16 protein-coding genes are annotated in these 17,457 nt (G+C 67.6%); 6 read left to right on the top strand and 10 right to left on the bottom strand.

Features of this window, described 5'->3' with window-relative positions:
• Positions 1–23 precede the first annotated feature (23 nt).
• The 7 genes from AC07X5_RS02800 to urtA all read right to left on the bottom strand — a co-directional run bounded on the left by AC07X5_RS02800 (position 24) and on the right by urtA (position 6,681).
• Complete coding sequence (locus AC07X5_RS02800) at positions 24–392, bottom strand: FmdB family zinc ribbon protein (protein WP_409964196.1); 369 nt, start codon at positions 390–392, stop codon at positions 24–26.
• A 14-nt stretch (positions 393–406) separates the two neighbouring features.
• Positions 407–1,636: a formamidase gene (fmdA, locus tag AC07X5_RS02795; protein ID WP_494768972.1), complete on the bottom strand. Its 1,230-nt coding sequence runs from the start codon at positions 1,634–1,636 to the stop codon at positions 407–409.
• Positions 1,637–1,691: 55 nt separating this feature from the next.
• Positions 1,692–2,381, bottom strand: coding sequence for an urea ABC transporter ATP-binding subunit UrtE (gene urtE / locus AC07X5_RS02790; protein ID WP_494768971.1), 690 nt, complete (start codon positions 2,379–2,381; stop codon positions 1,692–1,694).
• A gap of 23 nt (positions 2,382–2,404) precedes the next feature.
• Complete coding sequence (gene urtD / locus AC07X5_RS02785) at positions 2,405–3,148, bottom strand: urea ABC transporter ATP-binding protein UrtD (protein ID WP_494768970.1); 744 nt, start codon at positions 3,146–3,148, stop codon at positions 2,405–2,407.
• Between the two features lie 31 nt (positions 3,149–3,179).
• The gene (gene urtC, locus AC07X5_RS02780) at positions 3,180–4,373 is read right to left on the bottom strand and encodes an urea ABC transporter permease subunit UrtC (protein WP_409961718.1); all 1,194 of its coding nucleotides are present in this window, start codon (positions 4,371–4,373) and stop codon (positions 3,180–3,182) included.
• 40 nt (positions 4,374–4,413) lie between these two features.
• Complete coding sequence (urtB, locus tag AC07X5_RS02775) at positions 4,414–5,328, bottom strand: urea ABC transporter permease subunit UrtB (protein WP_494768969.1); 915 nt, start codon at positions 5,326–5,328, stop codon at positions 4,414–4,416.
• A gap of 84 nt (positions 5,329–5,412) precedes the next feature.
• Positions 5,413–6,681 carry an urea ABC transporter substrate-binding protein gene (urtA, locus tag AC07X5_RS02770; RefSeq protein WP_409961716.1) on the bottom strand — a complete coding sequence of 423 codons (1,269 nt, stop codon included), beginning with the start codon at positions 6,679–6,681 and terminating at the stop codon, positions 5,413–5,415.
• Between the two features lie 186 nt (positions 6,682–6,867).
• On the opposite strand from urtA, the gene AC07X5_RS02765 reads away from it, so the two are divergent.
• On the top strand, positions 6,868–10,311 hold the full coding sequence (locus AC07X5_RS02765) for a hybrid sensor histidine kinase/response regulator (RefSeq protein WP_494768968.1): 3,444 nt from the start codon (positions 6,868–6,870) through the stop codon (positions 10,309–10,311).
• The gene (locus AC07X5_RS02760) at positions 10,295–11,233 is read left to right on the top strand and encodes a response regulator (protein ID WP_494768967.1); all 939 of its coding nucleotides are present in this window, start codon (positions 10,295–10,297) and stop codon (positions 11,231–11,233) included. The genes AC07X5_RS02765 and AC07X5_RS02760 overlap by 17 nt, the downstream gene beginning before the upstream one ends.
• A gap of 42 nt (positions 11,234–11,275) precedes the next feature.
• Here the strand turns inward: AC07X5_RS02760 and AC07X5_RS02755 are convergent, their stop codons facing one another.
• Together AC07X5_RS02755 and AC07X5_RS02750 are read right to left on the bottom strand one after the other, a co-directional pair.
• Complete coding sequence (locus tag AC07X5_RS02755; protein ID WP_409961713.1) at positions 11,276–11,428, bottom strand: hypothetical protein; 153 nt, start codon at positions 11,426–11,428, stop codon at positions 11,276–11,278.
• Between the two features lie 79 nt (positions 11,429–11,507).
• A complete protein-coding gene (locus tag AC07X5_RS02750; protein ID WP_494768966.1) occupies positions 11,508–11,996 on the bottom strand; it encodes a PACE efflux transporter in 489 nt (162 codons plus the stop codon).
• 71 nt (positions 11,997–12,067) lie between these two features.
• Here AC07X5_RS02750 and AC07X5_RS02745 point away from each other — a divergent pair, with 71 nt between their 5' ends.
• Complete coding sequence (locus AC07X5_RS02745) at positions 12,068–13,039, top strand: LysR family transcriptional regulator (protein ID WP_494768965.1); 972 nt, start codon at positions 12,068–12,070, stop codon at positions 13,037–13,039.
• On the opposite strand, the gene AC07X5_RS02740 is transcribed toward AC07X5_RS02745, so the two are convergent.
• Positions 12,997–13,839, bottom strand: coding sequence for an MBL fold metallo-hydrolase (locus AC07X5_RS02740; RefSeq protein ID WP_409961710.1), 843 nt, complete (start codon positions 13,837–13,839; stop codon positions 12,997–12,999). The two genes, AC07X5_RS02745 and AC07X5_RS02740, sit on opposite strands and share 43 nt — an antisense overlap.
• Before the next feature lie 92 nt (positions 13,840–13,931).
• On the opposite strand from AC07X5_RS02740, the gene AC07X5_RS02735 reads away from it, so the two are divergent.
• The 3 genes from AC07X5_RS02735 (at position 13,932) to AC07X5_RS02725 (ending at position 17,295) form a co-directional block, all read left to right on the top strand.
• A complete protein-coding gene (locus tag AC07X5_RS02735; protein ID WP_494768964.1) occupies positions 13,932–14,918 on the top strand; it encodes a GlxA family transcriptional regulator in 987 nt (328 codons plus the stop codon).
• Positions 14,919–14,946: 28 nt separating this feature from the next.
• Positions 14,947–15,807, top strand: a complete 861-nt coding sequence (locus tag AC07X5_RS02730) for a PPK2 family polyphosphate kinase (protein WP_494768963.1) — start codon at positions 14,947–14,949, stop codon at positions 15,805–15,807.
• A gap of 165 nt (positions 15,808–15,972) precedes the next feature.
• Positions 15,973–17,295, top strand: a complete 1,323-nt coding sequence (locus tag AC07X5_RS02725) for a Glu/Leu/Phe/Val family dehydrogenase (protein ID WP_409961707.1) — start codon at positions 15,973–15,975, stop codon at positions 17,293–17,295.
• Positions 17,296–17,457 lie beyond the last annotated feature (162 nt).

The raw sequence follows: 17,457 nt of genomic DNA, 5'->3' as shown, positions 1-17,457 counted from the left end.
CTCTCCTTGAATCGTTGAACCCGTCAGTGGCTGATCATCCAGGGCCGTTTGGAGGGGAAGGTTTTCGCGCCATTGGGCGCGGTGACCGTCCCGCCGCGCTTGGTAGTGCCCCCACCGCTGCAGCAGCCACACCCCGATGGATGGCGCAGCCGGCCGTAGCTGCCGGCATCGCCGTCGCGCGAGGATGAGCGCGGAGCGTGCTGCGCGCGCTCGTTGGTGTCGTGCGCGCGGCGCTGCTCGGGGCTCACGCAGGCCAGGTGGGGTGCGTGGGCGAACACGCGTGCCGCTGCGGCCCCGCACTCGGGGCAGGCGCAGGGCTCGTTGCGCAAGGCCACGCTGCGCAGCGCATCGAAGTTGCCGCAGTCGGGACAGGCGTAGTCGTAGGTGGGCATGGGGGGCTGCCGTGCTACTTGTCCTGCGAGATCGGCATGTCCACGCTGCCGTCGAGCACCTTCACCGGGCCGGCCGCCGTGGGGTTGATGTCGAAGTCGAAGATCTCGGTGGGCAGCCACAGCGTGGCACAGGCGTTGGGCACGTCGACCACGCCGCTGATGTGGCCCTGCACCGGGGCCGTACCCAGGATGGAATAGGCCTGCGCGCCGCTGTAGCCGAACTTTTTCAGGTATTCGATGGCGTTCAGGCAGGCCTGGCGGTAGGCCACCGTGACATCGAGGTAGTGCTGCTGGCCCGATTCGTCGACCGAGATGCCCTCGAAGATCAGGTAGTCCTTGTAGTTGGGCGTGATCGGGCTGGGCTTGAAGATCGGGTTCTTGATGCCGTACTTGGCCATGCCGCCCTTGATCAGGCTGACCTTCATGTGCACCCAGCCAGCCATCTCGATGGCGCCGCAGAAGGTGATCTCGCCGTCGCCCTGGCTGAAGTGCAGGTCGCCCACCGAAAGGCCCGCGCCTTCCACGTACACCGGAAAGTACACCTTGGAGCCGCGCGACAGGTCCTTGATGTCGCAGTTGCCGCCATGCTCGCGCGGCGGCACCGTGCGCGCGCCTTCGGCCGCCGCCTTGGCTTTGGCCTCGCCCTGCAAGGTGCCCATGTGGGCCGTGGTGGCGTTGGGCGGGTTGGCCAGACCGGGGATGCGGTGCGGGTCGGTGGCGATCAGCTCGGCCTCGCGGGCGTTCCAGGCGTCCAGCATCTTCTGGTCGGGCAGGCAGCCGATCAGTCCGGGGTGGATCAGCCCTGCAAAGTTCACGCCCGGGATGTGGCGGCTGCTGGTGAACATGCCGTGGAAGTCCCAGATGGATTTTTGCGCCAGCGGGTAGTGCTCGGTCAGGAAGCCGCCGCCGTTCTTCTTGGAGAAGAAGCCGTTGAAGCCCCACAGGCTGTCGTCGCGCGCGCCGATGTCGAGCAGGTCCACCACCAGCAGGTCGCCCGGCTCGGCGCCCTTCACGCCCACGGGGCCCGACAGGAAGTGCACGGTGGACAGGTCCACATCGCGCACGTCGTCCGCGCTGTCGTCGTTCTTGATGGCGCCGCCGGTCCAGTCGTAGGTCTCGAGCTTGAACTCCGCCCCGGGCTCCACCCACACGGCCATGGGGATGTCCGGGTGCCAGCGGTTGTGCACCTGGGGGTTGTCGTACGGCGACTGCTTGAGGTCCACCTTGATCAGGGTATCGGCCATGGTGTGTTGCTCCTTGGATGGTTGTGGAGGGAGGACGTAAGGGAAAAGAGAAGGCTCAGACGGAGAGGTAGGCCTTGATGCGCTGTTGGTCGGTGTCGGCCCGCGCGGTCTCGTGCACCAGCCGGCCGCCTTCGATGACGAACAGGCGGTCGGCCACGTCCATGGCGAACGAGAGCACCTGCTCGCTGACCACGATGGTGATCTGGCGCAGCTTGCGGATCTCGTTGAGCGCCTTGGCGATGTCCTTGATGATGGAGGGCTGGATGCCCTCGGTGGGCTCGTCGAGCAGCAGCACCTTGGGATCGGTCACCAGCGCGCGCGCAATCGCCAGCTGCTGCTGCTGCCCGCCCGAGAGGTTGCCGCCCTTGCGCCGGCGCATGTCCCAGAGCACCGGGAACAGGGCGTAGATCTCGTCGGGGATCTCGCGCGTTTTGGAGTTTTCGAGGCCTGTCTGGATGTTCTCTTCCACCGTCAGTGTCGGAAAGATCATGCGGCCCTGGGGCACGTAGGCGATGCCCTTGGCCACGCGGCGAAAGCTTTCGTCCTTCGTCACCTCCTGCCCGGCCACGCGGATGCTGCCGCTCTTGGCCGGCATCACGCCCATGAGGCTCTTGAACAGCGTGGTCTTGCCCATGCCGTTGCGGCCCATAATGGCCACGGTCTCGTTGGCGCGGCCCGAGAACGAAATGCCGTGGAGGGCTTCGCTCTGGCCATAGGCGACGAACAGGTCCTTGACTTCCAACATAGGGTTGCTCCTTGGGGGTTCGGTCAGTGGCCGAGGTAGACGTCGATCACCTTGGGGTCGTTCTGGACCTTGTCCATCGAGCCCTCGGCCAGGATCTTTCCCTGGTGCATGACGGTGACCTTGTGCGCGATGCGCTTGACGAACTCCATGTCGTGCTCGATCACGATCACCGCGCGGTTCCTGCAGATGCGCTGCAGCAGCTCGGCCGTGAGCTCGCGCTCGCGCGCGCTCATGCCGGCGATGGGCTCGTCCAACATCAGCAGCTCGGGCTCCTGCATGAGCAGCATGCCGATCTCCAGCCACTGCTTCTGGCCGTGCGAGAGCAGGCCGGCCTCGGTGTCGAGCTTGTCGCCCAGGCCGATGTCGTCGGCCACGGCCTGCACGCGCGCCTTCACCGCATCGGTGCAGCGAAAGGCCAGCGCGCCGAACACGGTGCGGCCCGAGGGGTAGGAGACCTCCAGGTTCTGGAAGACGGACAGGTTCTCGTAGATCGAGGGCGTCTGGAACTTGCGGCCGATGCCCAGGCGCACGCGCTTGTGCTCCGCCATGCGCGTGAGCTCCTCGTTCTTGAACTTGATGCTGCCGCCGGTGGCGCGGGTCTTGCCGCAGATCAGGTCCAACAGCGTGGTCTTGCCCGCGCCGTTGGGGCCGATGATCACGCGCAGCTCGTTCTTGTCCACGTACAGCGTAAGGGCGTCGATGGCCTTGAAGCCGTCGAACGAGACCGTGAGGTCTTCCACGGCCAGGGCGAAGTCGGTGTTGCTCATGGGGTGTGCTCCGGGTGCGTGGTGCGCTCACTCAGGCGCGCTGGCTGCTGGTGCCTTCGGGAAGGCTCGGGACAGCGGCCTCGGTTTCGGCAACCGGCCGGCTGGGCGGAGCCACCGGGGGCCGCACCGCTGCCTGGCGCAGCGCTTCGCGGCGGCCCTTCCACCAGGGCACGACATGGCTCTCCCACAGGCCGGCCAGCCCCATGGGGAAGGCCATGGTCACGCCGATGAACAGGCCGGCCATGAGGAACAGCCACAGGTCCGGAAAGCTTTCGGAAAAGTAGGTCTTGCCGGCGTTCACCAGCAGCGCGCCGTAGACCGCGCCCACCAGGCTCATGCGCCCGCCGATGGCGGCGTAGATCACCATTTCGATGGAAGGCACGATGCCCACGAAGCTGGGCGACATGAAGCCTACCTGCAGCGAGAACAGCGCGCCGCCGATGCCCGAGAGCGCGGCCGCCAGGCAGAAGGTGAAGACCTTGAAGTTGGCCACGTCGTAGCCCGAGAAGCGCACGCGGTCTTCCTTGTCGCGCATGGCCAGCAGCAGGGTGCCGAGTTTGCTGGTCTGCACGAAGCGGCACAGCACGATGGCCAGCACCAGGAGCGCCACGCACACGTAGTACAGGATGTATTTGGCGCTGTCGGTGCGCGTGTCCCAGCCCCACAGGGTCTTGAGGTCGGTCATGCCGTTCACGCCGCCCGTGTAGCCTTGCTGGCCGATGATGAGCACCGTGCAGATCAGCGCCACGGCCTGGGTGATGATGGCGAAGTACACGCCTCCCACGCGGCGCTTGAACATGGCGAAGCTCACGATCCAGGCCAGCAGCGTGGGCACCACGATCACGGCGGCCAGCGCAAACGGCAGGCTCTTGAACGGCACCCAGAACGCGGGCAGCTCGGTGATCTGGTTCCAGTCCATGAAGTCGGGGATGCCGGGGGTGGACTGGATCTTGGTGCTCACCGGGTCCGAGGCTTCGAGCTTGAGGAACATGGCCATGGCATAGCCGCCCAGGCCGAAGAACACGCCCTGCCCCAGGCTGAGCACGCCGCCGTAGCCCCAGACCATGACCAGGCCGATGGCCACGAAGGCGTAGGTGAGGTACTTGCCCACGAGGTTCAGGCGGAAGATGTCGAGCGCGAGCGGCAGCACCACGGCCAGCAGCACGGTGAGCAGCACCAGGCTGGCGAGCTGGTAGCGCTGGATCCAGGCTTTGAGGGCATTCATGAAAGGACTCCGGTGAACTCAGGTGGGGATCGGCGAACGCTCAGCGGCGCACCTTGGAGGCGAACAGGCCCTGCGGCCGCACCATCAGGATCAGCACGATCAGGGACAGCGTGATCACCTTGGCCATGGAGCCGGCCAGGAAGAACTCGGTGATCGACTGCGTCTGCGCAATGCCGAAGGCCGAGACCACCGTGCCCAGCAGGCTGGCCGCGCCGCCGAAGGTGACGACCAAGAAGGCGTCGACGATGTAGAGCGAGCCCGAGGTCGGCCCGGTGGAACCGATGGTGGTGAAGGCCGCACCCGCCACACCGGCAATGCCGCAGCCGATGGCAAAGGTCAGGCGGTCGGTCTTCTTGGTGTCGATGCCGGTGGCGTTGGCCATCACGCGGTTGCTCACCGTGGCGCGCACCCTGAGGCCCCAGCGGCTCCTGTGCAGGGCCAGCAGCACACCGCCCGTCACCACCACCGTGAGCCCCAGCACGAACATGCCGTTGATGGGGATATCGAGGCCCTCGGCCGGCGTCCACGAGCCCAGCAGCCAGTCGGGCAAGGTGGGGCTGACCTCCTTGGGGCCGATGAAGGTGCGAAAGCACTGCTGCAGCGCCAGGCTGATGCCCCAGGTGGCCAGCAAGGTGTCGAGCGGGCGCTTGTAGAGGTGGCGAATGAGCCCCCATTCCACCAGCCAGCCCGCAGCGAAGGCAAAGCCGAAGGCCGCCACGATGGCGACCGGAAAGTAGTAGGCCACGAGCTGCGGCGCATGCGTGGACGCCAGCGTGGAGCCCAGGTAGATGGTGTAGGCGCCGATGGTCATGAACTCGCCATGCGCCATGTTGATCACGCCCATCTGCCCGAAGATGATGGCCAGCCCCAGGCCCATGAGCAGCAGCACGGCGAACAGGCTCAGGCCCGCAAAACCCTGCATGAGGCCGATGTTGAGCATTTCGGAAAAGTTCATGGGTGCCAGACTCCATTCACGGCAAACAAGGGGGCGGCCATGCAGCGGCCCGGCCTGGTGGGCCGGACGCTGCAGCGGAAGGGTTTACTGGTAGCCTTTAGGGAACGGGTCCGGCTTGATCAGCTCGGGCGATTCGGCGACGACCTTGAAACTCGCATCGGGCATGCCCACGGCGATGCGCGACTTGCTCCACAGGTGGTGGTTGGCGTCGAGCTTCACGTAGCCTTCGGGCGCGGTCTTGAGCTCGATGCCCGGCGAAGCGGCCACCACCTTGTCCACGTCGAAGCTCTTGGCCTTCTCGACTGCGGCCTTCCACAGCCAGGGCCCCAGGTAGCCGGCCTGCGTCACGTCGCCGATCACGGCGTCCTTGCCGTACTTGCCCTTGAAGGCGGCGACGAACTTCTTGTTGTTCTCGTTGTCCAGCGACTGGAAGTACTTCATCGACGAGTAGAAGCCCGCGAAGTTCTCGCCGCCCACGCCGGTCATCTCGTCCTCGGTGACCGAAAGCGTGACCAGGAGCTGCTTGTCACCCGTGATGCCGGCGGCCTTGAGCGCCTTGTAGAAGGCCACGTTGGAGCCCCCCACCACGGCAACGAACAGGCAGTCGGGCTTTTGCACCTTGATCTTGTTCATCAGCGAGCCAAAGTTGGTGCTGCCCAGCGGGTAGTACTCCTCGCCGACGATCTTGCCCTTCTGGAAGTTCTCCACATGCTTGCGCGCGATCTTCATCGAGGTGCGCGGCCAGATGTAGTCCGATCCGATCAGGAAGAAGGTCTTGGCCTTCTTCTCTGTCTTGGCCCAGTCCAGGCTGTACAGGATCTGCTGCGTGGCTTCCTGGCCGGTGTAGATCACATTCTTGGACTGCTCCAGGCCTTCATAGAAGGTGGGGTAGTACAAGAGGCCGTTTTCCTTCTCGAACACGGGCAGCACGGCCTTGCGCGAGGCGCTGGTCCAGCAGCCGAACACCGCGGCGCAGTGGTCGTTGATGAGCAGCTTCTTGGACTTCTCGGCGAACGTGGGCCAGTCGGAGGCACCGTCTTCCTTGATGACCTTGATCTTGCGGCCCAGCACGCCGCCCATGGCGTTGATCTGGTCGATGGCCAGTTGCTCGGCCTGGATGGAGCCGGTCTCGGAGATGGCCATGGTGCCGGTGGCCGAGTGCAGCTGGCCTACGGTGACCTCGGTGTCCGTCACGGCGAGCTTGGTGGTGTTGACCTGCGCCGTGGGCTGGGCAAAGGACCAGGCCGGCAGGCCGGCCATCGACGCGGCGCCCATGGCCTGCAGCAGGCGGCGGCGGCCAGCGTCCGTGGATGGGTTGATGCCCACGGCATGCGGATCGGTGAGGTGCTTCATGGTGAAAACGCTCCTTGCTACAGACGGGTTGGGGTGGTGTGCGGCGCCGGCGGGTTGGGTGCCGCGCTGGGTTGAAGATTAGGGAGAACCCTTGTTCGCGCCCATACGTCAATTAACGTAGCTGGTGCGTAGGCGAACTGCGCATGCTTGCTTACGGCTAGAACGTTTCTTGCATGGGGCCCCCGCATGCCCTCCACCGCCGCCCCGTCCAGCGCCCCGCAGCCTGCACCGCAGACGATCTTTCGCTTCCGGCGCGAGTACAACGCCTGGGTGGCCGACGAGACCATGGAGGACTACGCGCTGCGCTACACCCCGAAGAGCTTTCGGCGCTGGAGCGAATTCCGCGTGGCCAACACGGCCTTCGGCTCGCTGTCCTTCCTGGCGCTGGAGGCCATTGGCGGCGCCATCGCGCTCAACTACGGCTTTTCCAGCGCCATGTGGGCCATCCTCGCAGTGGGGGTGCTGATCTTTCTCACAGGGCTGCCCATTGCCTACTGCGCGGCACGCTACGGCCTCGACATGGACCTGCTCACGCGCGGCGCGGGCTTCGGCTACCTGGGCTCGACCATCACCTCGCTGATCTACGCGGTGTTCACCTTCATCTTCTTCGCGCTGGAGGCGGCCATCATGGCGCTGGCGCTGCAGATGGTGGTGGACTGGCCGCTGCAGTGGTGCTATGTGCTGTCGTCCCTGGTGATCCTGCCCATGGCCATGCGCGGCATCACGCTGATCTCCAAGCTGCAGGCCTGGACGCAGCCGCTGTGGCTGTTCCTGCTGCTGTTGCCCTTTGTGTGGATCGCGCTCACGCAACCGCAGCTGTACCGCGACTTCGCAGGCCTGTCGGGCCTCAAGAGCGGCAGCAGCCAGTTCGACGCCCTGATGTTCGGCGCGGCCGGCACGGTGATCTTCTCGCTGGTGGTGCAGATCGGCGAGCAGGTGGACTTCCTGCGCTTTCTGCCCGAGCGCACGGCCGCCAACCGCTGGCGCTGGTGGGGCGCGGTACTGGTGGCCGGCCCGGGCTGGATCGTGATGGGCATGCTCAAGATGGCGGGCGGCGCCTTCCTGGCCTTCGCGGCGCTGCAGTTCGAGGTCGGCGCCAGCCGCGCGGCCGAGCCCACGCAGATGTTCCTCGCCGGCTTCCACCAGGTCATGCAGGCGCTGGGTCTGCCAGGCCTGGCCGTGGCGGTCACTGTGCTGTTCGTCGTGGTCTCGCAGATCAAGATCAACCTGACCAATGCGTATGCGGGGTCGCTCGCCTGGTCCAACTTCTTCGCGCGCATCACGCGCAGCCACCCGGGGCGCGTGGTGTGGCTGGTGTTCAACGTGGGCATTGCCACGCTGCTCATGACGCTCGGGGTGTTCGGCGCGCTGGAGAAGGTGCTCGCGGTCTACAGCAACGTGGCCATCGCCTGGGTGGGGGCGCTGGTGGCCGACCTGGTGATCAACAAGCCGCTCGGCCTGTCGCCACCGGGCATCGAGTTCCGGCGCGCCCACCTGTACGACTTCAACCCCGTGGGCCTGGGTGCCATGGTGCTGGCGGCGGCGGTGGCCTGCTGCGCCTATGCAGGCCTGTTCGGCGAGATGGCGGCGGCGTTCTCGCCCTTCATTGCACTGGTGCTGTCCATGGCACTGGCCCCGCTGCTGGCCTGGGCCACCAAGGGGCGCTACTACCTGGCGCGCCAGCCCGACACCACCTGGCAGCCTGGCGAGGCCGTGCGCTGCACGGTCTGCGAGAACCAGTTCGAGTCCGAGGACATGGCGCGCTGCCCGGCCTATGGCGCGGCGATTTGCTCGCTGTGCTGCTCTCTCGAATCGCGCTGCCACGACCGCTGCAAGACCGGCTCGCGCGCCACCGACCAGCTGCGCGCCGTGGCCGCGCTGCTGCTGCCGCGCCACTGGGCGGCCAAGGTCAACTTCCGCATGGGCCAGTACCTGATGGTGAGCGTGGTGCTGTGCGCGGTGCTGGCCTTCCTGCTCGGCGTGGTGTATGTGCAGGAGAGCCTGGAGACGCCGGCGCAGTTTCTGCGCATGCCCTTTTTCAAGGTGTTCGCGCTGCTGGCGCTGTTCGCCGCCGTGTGCGCCTGGTGGGTGGTGCTAAGCACCGACAGCCGGCGCATGGCACAGGACGAGTCGGAGCGCCAGACGCAGCTGCTGCTGCAGGAGATCGAGGCACACAAGCGCACCGATGCCGAGCTGCAGGCCGCCAAGGACCAGGCCGACGCCGCCAGCCTGGCCAAGACACGCTACGTGGCCGGCATGACGCACGAGCTGCGCTCGCCGCTCAACAGCATCCTCGGGTACACGCAGATCCTGCTCAAGAACCCACAGACCGAGGGCTGGCTGCGCGAGAGCCTCTCCACCATCCAGCACAGCGGCCAGCACATGCATGCGCTGATCGATGGCTCGCTGGAGCTGGCACGCATCGAGGCCGGTCGCCTGCGCCTGGACCTGGCCCCCCTGCCCCTGCCCGAACTGGTGCAGAACGTGGAGGGCATGCTGCGCCCGCAGGCCGAGGCCCGGGGCTTGCGCTTCGTGGTGCAGACCGAAGGCAGCATGCCCGGCTGGATACGCGCGGACGCCAAGCGGCTGCGCCAGATCCTGATCAACCTGCTGTCCAACGCGGTGCGCTTCACCGAGCGCGGCGAGGTGCGGTTGCGCATGGACTTTCGCCCGCATGTCTCGCGCATCGAGGTCATCGACACCGGCATCGGTATCGAGCCGCAGGACCTGGAGCGCATCTTCTTGCCCTTCGAGCGCGGCAGCGCCGGCCGGCGCGCGCGCGAAGCCGGCACCGGCCTGGGCCTGACCATCACGCACCTGCTGACCCAGCTGATGGGCGGCGAGCTCACGGTGGCCAGTACGCCGGGCCGGGGCAGCACCTTCACCGTGCGCCTGTACCTGCCCGGCATCTCGCCCGACCCGGCGTGGCGCCCGGCCCACATGGCGGCGCTGCGCCCGGTGATCGGGCACATCGGCCCGCGCCGCACCTTGCTGGTGGTGGACGACCAGCCGCTGCAGCGCCAACTGCTGGCCGGCTTGCTGGTGCCGCTGGGCTTCATCGTGCGCGAGGCGGCCAGCGGGCGCGAGTGCGTGGAGATCGTGCGCCAGGGCCCGCCCGACCTGGTGCTGCTCGACATCTCCATGGACGACCTGGACGGCTGGCAGACCGCCGCGCTGCTGCGCACGCTGGCCCCGGCCGAGCAGTTGCCCATCGTCTTCGTCTCGGCCAACCAGTTCGACCACGAGCCCGGGCGCCTGGCCGCCGTGCAGGTGCAGGGCTTCGTGGGCAAGCCGGTGGTCGAGTCGGAGCTGCTGCGCGCGCTGCAGGCCGCGCTGCACCTCGAATGGGTGCATGACAACACCCCACAGCCTGCGCTGGCCGCCACGGCACTGGCAGGTGCCAGCCCGGCCGCACCCACCACTTTGCCGCAGGCGCTGCGCGACGACCTCACCCGCCTGGCGCGCCAGGGCCAGGCCGCTGCCGTGCGCGAAATGCTGCGCCGGGCGCGCACCGAACTGCCGCCCCAGCATGCCCAGGCGCTGGCCCTGCTGCAGGCCTGCGCGGACCGTTTCGATTTCGAGGCCCTGGCCCTGCACCTTCGGGAACCCGACCATGACGCCATCCATTGAAGACGCCCCATCCGCTGTTTCCCACGCTGCCGCACCGGCCCCCGGCCAGCGCGTCATCCTGGTGGTGGACGACGCCCTGGACACCTTGCGCATGCTCTGCGACGCGCTCGCGGCCGAAGGCTACGCCGTGCTGGCCGCCCGCGACGCCGAAGAGGCGCTGCAGCGCTTCGACATGGTGGTGCCCGACGGGGTGCTGCTCGATGCCGTGATGCCCGGCATCGACGGCTTCGCGCTGTGCCGCCAACTCAAGGCCACGCCACCCTGGTCGCACGTGCCCATCGTGTTCATGACCGGCTTGTCCGACACGGCGCAGATCCTGCAGGGCTTTGCCAGCGGCGGCGTGGACTACGTGGTCAAGCCGCTGCGCATCCCCGAGGTGCTGGCGCGGCTTGCCACCCATGTGCGCAATGCCCAGGCCACGCGCCTGGCGCGCGAGGCGGTGGACGTGGCCGGGCTGGGGGTGGTGGTGCTCGACGGCCAGGGCCGCGTCGCGTGGCGCTCACCCCAGGCCACGCGCTGGCTGGAAGATGCCTTCGCCCAGGCCGAGGCCCCTGCGGAGTTGGCCGCCGCCTGGCTGGTGCAGGCGCAGCGCGAGGGCGAACAGACCCTGGCCCTGGCCGACGGCCGCCAACTGCTGGCCCGGCACATGGGCGCCAGCGGCCTGGCCGAATCCATGCTGCTGCTCAGCCATGCGCGGCCCGAGGCCGCATCACCACGCCATCTTCAGCAGGTGGCGCTGACCCCGCGCGAGACCGAGGTGCTCTCGTGGCTCACCAAGGGCAAGACCAACCGCGACATCGCCGACATCCTGGGCATGAGCCCGCGCACGGTGAACAAGCACCTGGAGCACATCTTCGAGAAGCTGGGGGTGGAGACGCGCACCGCAGCGGCGGCCATCGCGGGGCAGTTGCTGCAGGGCTGATGCGCTTGTGCGACCGGGGCGGTCCTGAGAAAGACGCAGGCCCTATTTCATGCCGAACACGATGATGGCGGTGACCGCCACGACCCCGATGACGACCAGGCCGACCACCTGCACGATCATCTCGGCGCGAATAAGGTTGACCCAGAAGCCACCACCCGCAGGCGGCGATGGTTTCTTATCCTGGTTTTGATCCATGCAAGCTCCTTGATTGACTGTTTTCAGTCTAAGCAGCCTCTGCATCCCCCAGGTAACAAAGCGCACATTGCGTGCAGCGTCAGACCTGCGCAGCCCCTTGTGCACTGGCGGGCAGGCCGAACACCTGGTCGAACACCCAGTTGAAGACAAAGGTGTAGCACAGGAAGAAGACGATCATGCCGATGTCCATCACCAGCGCCTGCCACAGGCTGATGCTGAACCACCAAGCGAAGATCGGCACCAGGGTGACGACCAGGCCCATCTCGAAGCTGATGGCATGCACCACCCGGCGCCTGGTGCTGCGTCCGCGCACTTCCTGGCGCGATTCCCAGCGCTCGAAGGCCCAGTTGAACACCAGGTTCCAGGCCACGGCGATCAGCGCGGCGACGGCGGCGATCACGCCGGCATGCGCGGCACCCTGGCCCGTGAGAAAAGCCAGCCCCGCCGTGGCGGCGAAGATGGCAATGAGCTCGTACAGCGTGACATAGACGACCCGGCGCTTGACGCCCTGCAGGCCGACGGCAGCCTGCGGCGCTGCCAAAAGGGTAGTGGTGTTCTGCGATTCCATGGGCAAGACTTTATATGTCCATGGCTGATATAAAAAGTTAGCTTGTATCAGTTTTTCTGATAGATTGGGACGTGGCTTTCTCTTCAGACAACATCCAGATCTTCCTGTCCGTGCTGGACCAGGGCTCGTTCTCTGCGGCTGCGCGCAGCCTGTCGCGCGTGCCCTCGGCCGTGAGCATGGCGATTGCCCACCTGGAGGCGGAACTGGACATGCCGCTGTTCGACCGCAGCGGGCGCGAGCCCCGGCCCACGGCCGCGGCACGCGCGCTAGAGCCCCAGGCCCGCCTGCTGGCCGGGCAGCTGCAGCAGCTCAACGCCCAGGCGCTGGCGCTGACCCAGGGGCTGGAGGAACGGCTCACGGTGGCCATTGCACCCGAGCTGCTGGCCTCGCGCTGGACGGAGCCGATCGCGGCCCTGGCGCGCGAGTACCCGCTCTTGCAGGTGGAGGTGCTGGCCGCACCCCAGGTCGATGCGCTGGAGCTGCTGCACACCGGGCGTGCCCAACTGGCCCTGGTGTTCGAGCGCCCCAGCATCGACGGGCGCGAGGGGTTCCAGGAGGTGGGCAGCGAAACCCTGGTCGCGGTGATGGCGCCCGACCACCCGGTGCTGCAGGTGGCCCGCACCGCAGCGCAGGCTCGGGGCGAGGCGGCGGCGCAAGCCCAGTTGCGCGAGGAGCACCTCACGAGCACGCGGCAGATCGTGGTGGCCAGCCGCGACCTGGCGCAGATCGACCGGCGCTTCGTCTTTGCGCGCCATCACTGGCGCACCGACAACCACCTGGCGGCGCTGGGCCTGATCGAGGCCAGCCTGGGCTGGGGATGGCAGCCGCGCGCGCTGGTGCAACCGCGCATCGATGCCGGCACGCTGGTCGAAATGCCCTTCGAGAACCTGAGCAACGGTACCGCCCTGTGGGTGGATGTGGTCTGGTCCAAGGAGCGGCCGCTGGGCCTGGGCGCGCGCCGCTTCGTGCAGCTGATGTCGCACGACGCGCACAGCGCCGGTCACCCACCTGCGGACACCTGCTCCGCCAGCGCGCCGGCCTGAACCGGAACCCTGCGCAGGAATTCGCGCGATTCGCCGTCCTCGGGCACCCACAGGCGCTCGCCCAGCCCTGCATCCGCAGCCAGGGCCCGCAGGCCGGCGCGCGTGGTGGGGCAGTGGTCCAGCGCCTCCAGGTGGTTGGCGACCACCGTGCCCGGCGCCAGCCCGCAGGCGCCCAGCACGTCGCGCCCGTCCATCAGGATCTCGCCGCCCAGGTCGAAGCGCGCACCGCCCGCGGGCAGCACGGCCACATCGGGCCGCAGCCGCGTGAGGCAGTCGCGCACCTCGGGCGTCAACACCGTGTCGCCCGCGATGTAGACGCTGGGCTCGCCCGGCATCTCGATGAGGTAGCCGTGCCCATGCTCCATGAGCCGCCCGACCCAGCCATGGCCGTGCACGCAGGCCACCGGTGTGATGTGGCCGGTGCCCAGAAAAGGCTGCCGCCCCGGCCCGGCCAGCGGCTGCACCACGATGCCGCGCGCCGCCAGGTAGGCCGCATCGCGCGGCATGCAGGCCACGGGGATGGCGCGCTCGCGCAGCAGGCGCTTGCCCGCGCGGTCCAGGTGGTCGAAGTGACCGCGCTGGCAGTGGGTGATGAGGGCATGCGTCACGCGGGACAACACGGCGTCGCTGCCGTCGGGCAGGTCCACCAGGGGGTTGCGCCGCCGCTGCCCGCCCAGGTAGCGCAGGGTGGGCAGGGCCCCCTGTGGCGCCAGCATGGGGTCGACGAGCAGGGCCACGGGCCTTGCTCCGGCAGCAAATTCAAGGACGATGGTGGCATTGCGCAGCTGGGTGATCTTCATGGGGCGGCCATAAGGAGGGGGTTGAGACGCCCCATTGTTCGAAACCACGGCCTTGGCGAGAATGGCTGATTTAGACAATTTCTTTGCATTCCATGCCAACCCCTGCGATGCGTCCCTTGCGCCTGGCGCTGTTGCTCTACGAAGGCTGCATGCCTGCCGGCCTGTTCGCCGTGGCCGACCTGGCGCGCGCGGCCAACCTGCGCACCGGCCGGCCGCTGTTCGAGGTGCAATGGGTCGGCCTTGCGGCCCAGCCCGTGCCCACCTGGCAGGGCCCGGCACTGCTGCCCACGGCGTCGCTGGACCGCACCGAGGCCGATGCCCTGCTGGTGCCGGGGCTGTGGCTGTCCTCCCCGGCCGGCCTGCGCGGGCAGCTGCAGCCCCTGCAGCCCCTGGTGCGGGCCCTGGCCGGTCTGCCCCGCAGCACGCAGCTGTGGAGCTACTGCGCAGGCGTGCTGCTGCTGGCCGCCAGCGGCCGGCTCGATGGGCAGCCCGCAACAGCCACCTGGTGGCTGCAGTCCGCGCTGGAGCAGGAATTCCCCGCGGTGGCCTGGCGCTTCGACGAGCCCCTGGTGGCCCAGGGCCGGTACACCACGGCGGCCGGCGCCAACGGCCACCTGCCGCTGATGCTGCATGCCCTGTCCCAGCGCCTGTCCCCCGCCGCCGTGCAGGACCTGCAGGAGGTGCTGATGCTGCCGCGCCCGCGCACCAGCCATCCCGCCTTCGCAGGGGTGGACCTGATGTCGCAGGACGACCCCGCGCTGCGCGGCGCCCTGCTGTGGGTGCAGCGCCAACCCGCGCAGGGCCTCACCCTGGCCAGCCTGGCGGCGGCCATGCACCTGTCCACGCGCACCCTGGCACGGCGGGTCCATTCCCGCACGGGCCTGTCTGCGGCACACTGGATGCGCCGCATCAAGCTGCGGCAGGCCAGCGAGGCGCTGTGCCAGACCCGCCACCCGCTCAAGCGCATCGCCCAGGATCTGGGCTTTGCGAGCGAGGCCGGCCTGCACCGCGCCTTTACCCAGGCCACGGGGCAGACGCCCCTGGCCTACCGCATGGCCCACGGGCAACCGATGGGATGAACAACGCACGCAACCGGAGATGAGCACCATGACCCAACCCTTCCAGAGCAGCACCAAAGCCCTTGCCGAACGCTGGGCCGCCTGGCAACCCAAGGCCGGCGCCAGGAAAGGCAAGGCAGGCTCGCTGGCCGACTGGGACCCTGCGGCCAAACCCTTCTCGCAGGGCAGCAAGGCGCAGGACAAGGCCGCAGTGGAAGCCCTGGCCCTGGAACTCGACGAGCTGCAGAACCTGTTCTACGCCGACCGGCGCTACAAGCTGCTGGTGGTGCTGCAGGGCACCGACACCTCGGGCAAGGACGGCACCATCCGCGGCGTGTTCGGGCGCATGAGCGCTTTAGGCGTTCGCACCATGGGCTGGAAGGCGCCCACCGAGACCGAGCGCGCGCACGACTACCTGTGGCGCATCCACCAGCAGGTGCCGCAGGATGGCGACATCACGGTGTTCAACCGCAGCCACTATGAGGACGTGCTCGTCCCGGTGGTCAATGGCTGGATCACGCCCGAGCAGCAGCAACAGCGCCTGGCCCACATCAACGACTTCGAGCGCATGCTCAGCGAGACGGGCACCATCGTGCTCAAGTTCCTCCTGCACATCAGCCCCGAAGAGCAGCGCCTGCGCCTGCAGGAGCGCCTGGACGACCCGGCCAAGCATTGGAAGTTCAGCATGGGCGACATCGAGGTGCGCAAGCAGTGGAAGGACTACCGCCGGGCCTACGACACCCTGCTGGCCGCCACGCACACCCCCTGGGCGCCCTGGACCATCGTGCCGGCCGACTCCAAGACGCACCGCAACCTGATGATCGCCACGGTGCTGCGCCAGGTACTGCAGAACCTGGAGCTGCGCTACCCGCCCGGTGATCCGCAGTTGGCCGGCTTCAAGGTGGAGTGAGTTCTGCAGGCTGAGCAACCCCTTGCGGAAAGGCCTGAGGGGTGCCGGAAGGGGCTTCGGCAGGTTATGCATCAGGTGCATAACCCTGTAACACTATGGCCTTGGACAGGTGCCGGGGGCAGGCATAAGCTTCGCGGCTTGAACTGATCCCAAAAGGAAATCACCATGTCTTCATCCTCCGGCGCTCCGGCCACCGCCTCCCAAGCGGGCGCCGTCCACACCCTGCCTTCCTACCTGCAAGCCGACAACCTGGGCCCCTGGGGCATCTACCTGCAGCAGGTGGACCGTGTGACCCCTTACCTGGGCCACCTGGCCCGCTGGGTGGAAACCTTGAAGCGCCCCAAGCGCGCGCTGATCGTGGACGTACCGATCGAACTGGACAACGGCACCATCGCCCACTTCGAGGGCTACCGAGTGCAGCACAACACCTCGCGCGGCCCGGGCAAGGGCGGCGTGCGCTTCCACCAGGACGTGACGCTGTCGGAAGTGATGGCCCTGTCGGCCTGGATGTCGATCAAGAACGCCGCGGTGAACGTTCCCTACGGCGGTGCCAAGGGCGGCATCCGCGTGGACCCCAAGAAGCTGTCGCTCGGTGAACTGGAGCGCCTGACGCGCCGCTACACCAGCGAGATCGGCATCATCATCGGCCCCTCCAAGGACATCCCCGCACCCGACGTCAACACCAACGGCCAGATCATGGCCTGGATGATGGACACCTACTCCATGAACGTGGGCTCCACCGCCACCGGCGTGGTGACTGGCAAGCCCGTGGACCTGGGCGGCTCGCTGGGCCGCGTGGAAGCCACCGGCCGCGGCGTCTTCACCGTGGGCGTCGAGGCTGCCAAGCTGACCGGCCTGGCCCTCGACGGTGCCCGTGTGGCCGTGCAGGGCTTCGGCAACGTGGGAGGCATCGCCGGCAAGCTGTTTGCCGAGGCAGGCGCCAAGGTCGTGGCCGTGCAGGACCACACCGGCACCATCTTCAACGGCAAGGGCCTGGACGTGCCGGCGCTGCTGGCCCATGTGAAGACCCGCGGCGGCGTGGGTGGCTTTGCCGGCGCCGACACCATGAAGCCCGAAGAGTTCTGGGGCGTGGACTGCGAGATCCTGATCCCTGCCGCGCTGGAAGGCCAGATCACCAAGGACAACGCAGGCAGGATCAAGGCCAAGCTGGTGATCGAGGGCGCCAACGGCCCTACCACCCCCGAGGCCGACGACATCCTCAACGACAAGGGCGTGCTGGTGCTGCCCGACGTGATCGCCAACGCCGGCGGCGTGACGGTGAGCTACTTCGAATGGGTGCAGGATTTCTCCAGCTTCTTCTGGAGCGAGGATGAGATCAACGCCCGCCTGGTGCGCATCATGCAGGAGGCCTTTGCGGGCGTCTGGCAGATCGCCCAGGAGCACAAGGTCAGCCTGCGCACTGCCACCTTCATCGTGGCCTGCCAGCGCATCCTGCATGCCCGCGAAATGCGTGGTTTGTACCCCTGAGCCTTTGACGGCTCCTGACACCGCAGCGGCCGACCCGGCTGCTGCTGTGCCGAAAACAACCGCCAGCGGCCCACCAGGCCCTGGCGGTTTTTTCTTGGGCGGGGAGCACTGTTGCGCCCGGGCGACGCCCGAACGGGGGTGTTCATGCCTGTTGTCCACCAG

The organism is Acidovorax sp. GW458-11-26-14-TSB4, assembly GCF_059423865.1.
Note: the sequence above shows the minus strand (reverse complement) of the source record. Positions and strands in the feature narration are given on the sequence as shown.

Coding starts and splice junctions, on each gene's coding strand:
- AC07X5_RS02740 (WP_409961710.1), bottom strand. CDS start 13,839: ATGAAGATCACCCAGCTGCGCAATGCCACCATCGTCCTTGAATTTGCT.
- urtC (WP_409961718.1), bottom strand. CDS start 4,373: ATGAATGCCCTCAAAGCCTGGATCCAGCGCTACCAGCTCGCCAGCCTG.
- AC07X5_RS02755 (WP_409961713.1), bottom strand. CDS start 11,428: ATGGATCAAAACCAGGATAAGAAACCATCGCCGCCTGCGGGTGGTGGC.
- AC07X5_RS02800 (WP_409964196.1), bottom strand. CDS start 392: ATGCCCACCTACGACTACGCCTGTCCCGACTGCGGCAACTTCGATGCG.
- urtA (WP_409961716.1), bottom strand. CDS start 6,681: ATGAAGCACCTCACCGATCCGCATGCCGTGGGCATCAACCCATCCACG.
- fmdA (WP_494768972.1), bottom strand. CDS start 1,636: ATGGCCGATACCCTGATCAAGGTGGACCTCAAGCAGTCGCCGTACGAC.
- AC07X5_RS02735 (WP_494768964.1), top strand. CDS start 13,932: ATGCCAACCCCTGCGATGCGTCCCTTGCGCCTGGCGCTGTTGCTCTAC.
- AC07X5_RS02760 (WP_494768967.1), top strand. CDS start 10,295: ATGACGCCATCCATTGAAGACGCCCCATCCGCTGTTTCCCACGCTGCC.
- urtD (WP_494768970.1), bottom strand. CDS start 3,148: ATGAGCAACACCGACTTCGCCCTGGCCGTGGAAGACCTCACGGTCTCG.
- urtB (WP_494768969.1), bottom strand. CDS start 5,328: ATGAACTTTTCCGAAATGCTCAACATCGGCCTCATGCAGGGTTTTGCG.
- urtE (WP_494768971.1), bottom strand. CDS start 2,381: ATGTTGGAAGTCAAGGACCTGTTCGTCGCCTATGGCCAGAGCGAAGCC.
- AC07X5_RS02725 (WP_409961707.1), top strand. CDS start 15,973: ATGTCTTCATCCTCCGGCGCTCCGGCCACCGCCTCCCAAGCGGGCGCC.
- AC07X5_RS02730 (WP_494768963.1), top strand. CDS start 14,947: ATGACCCAACCCTTCCAGAGCAGCACCAAAGCCCTTGCCGAACGCTGG.
- AC07X5_RS02750 (WP_494768966.1), bottom strand. CDS start 11,996: ATGGAATCGCAGAACACCACTACCCTTTTGGCAGCGCCGCAGGCTGCC.
- AC07X5_RS02765 (WP_494768968.1), top strand. CDS start 6,868: ATGCCCTCCACCGCCGCCCCGTCCAGCGCCCCGCAGCCTGCACCGCAG.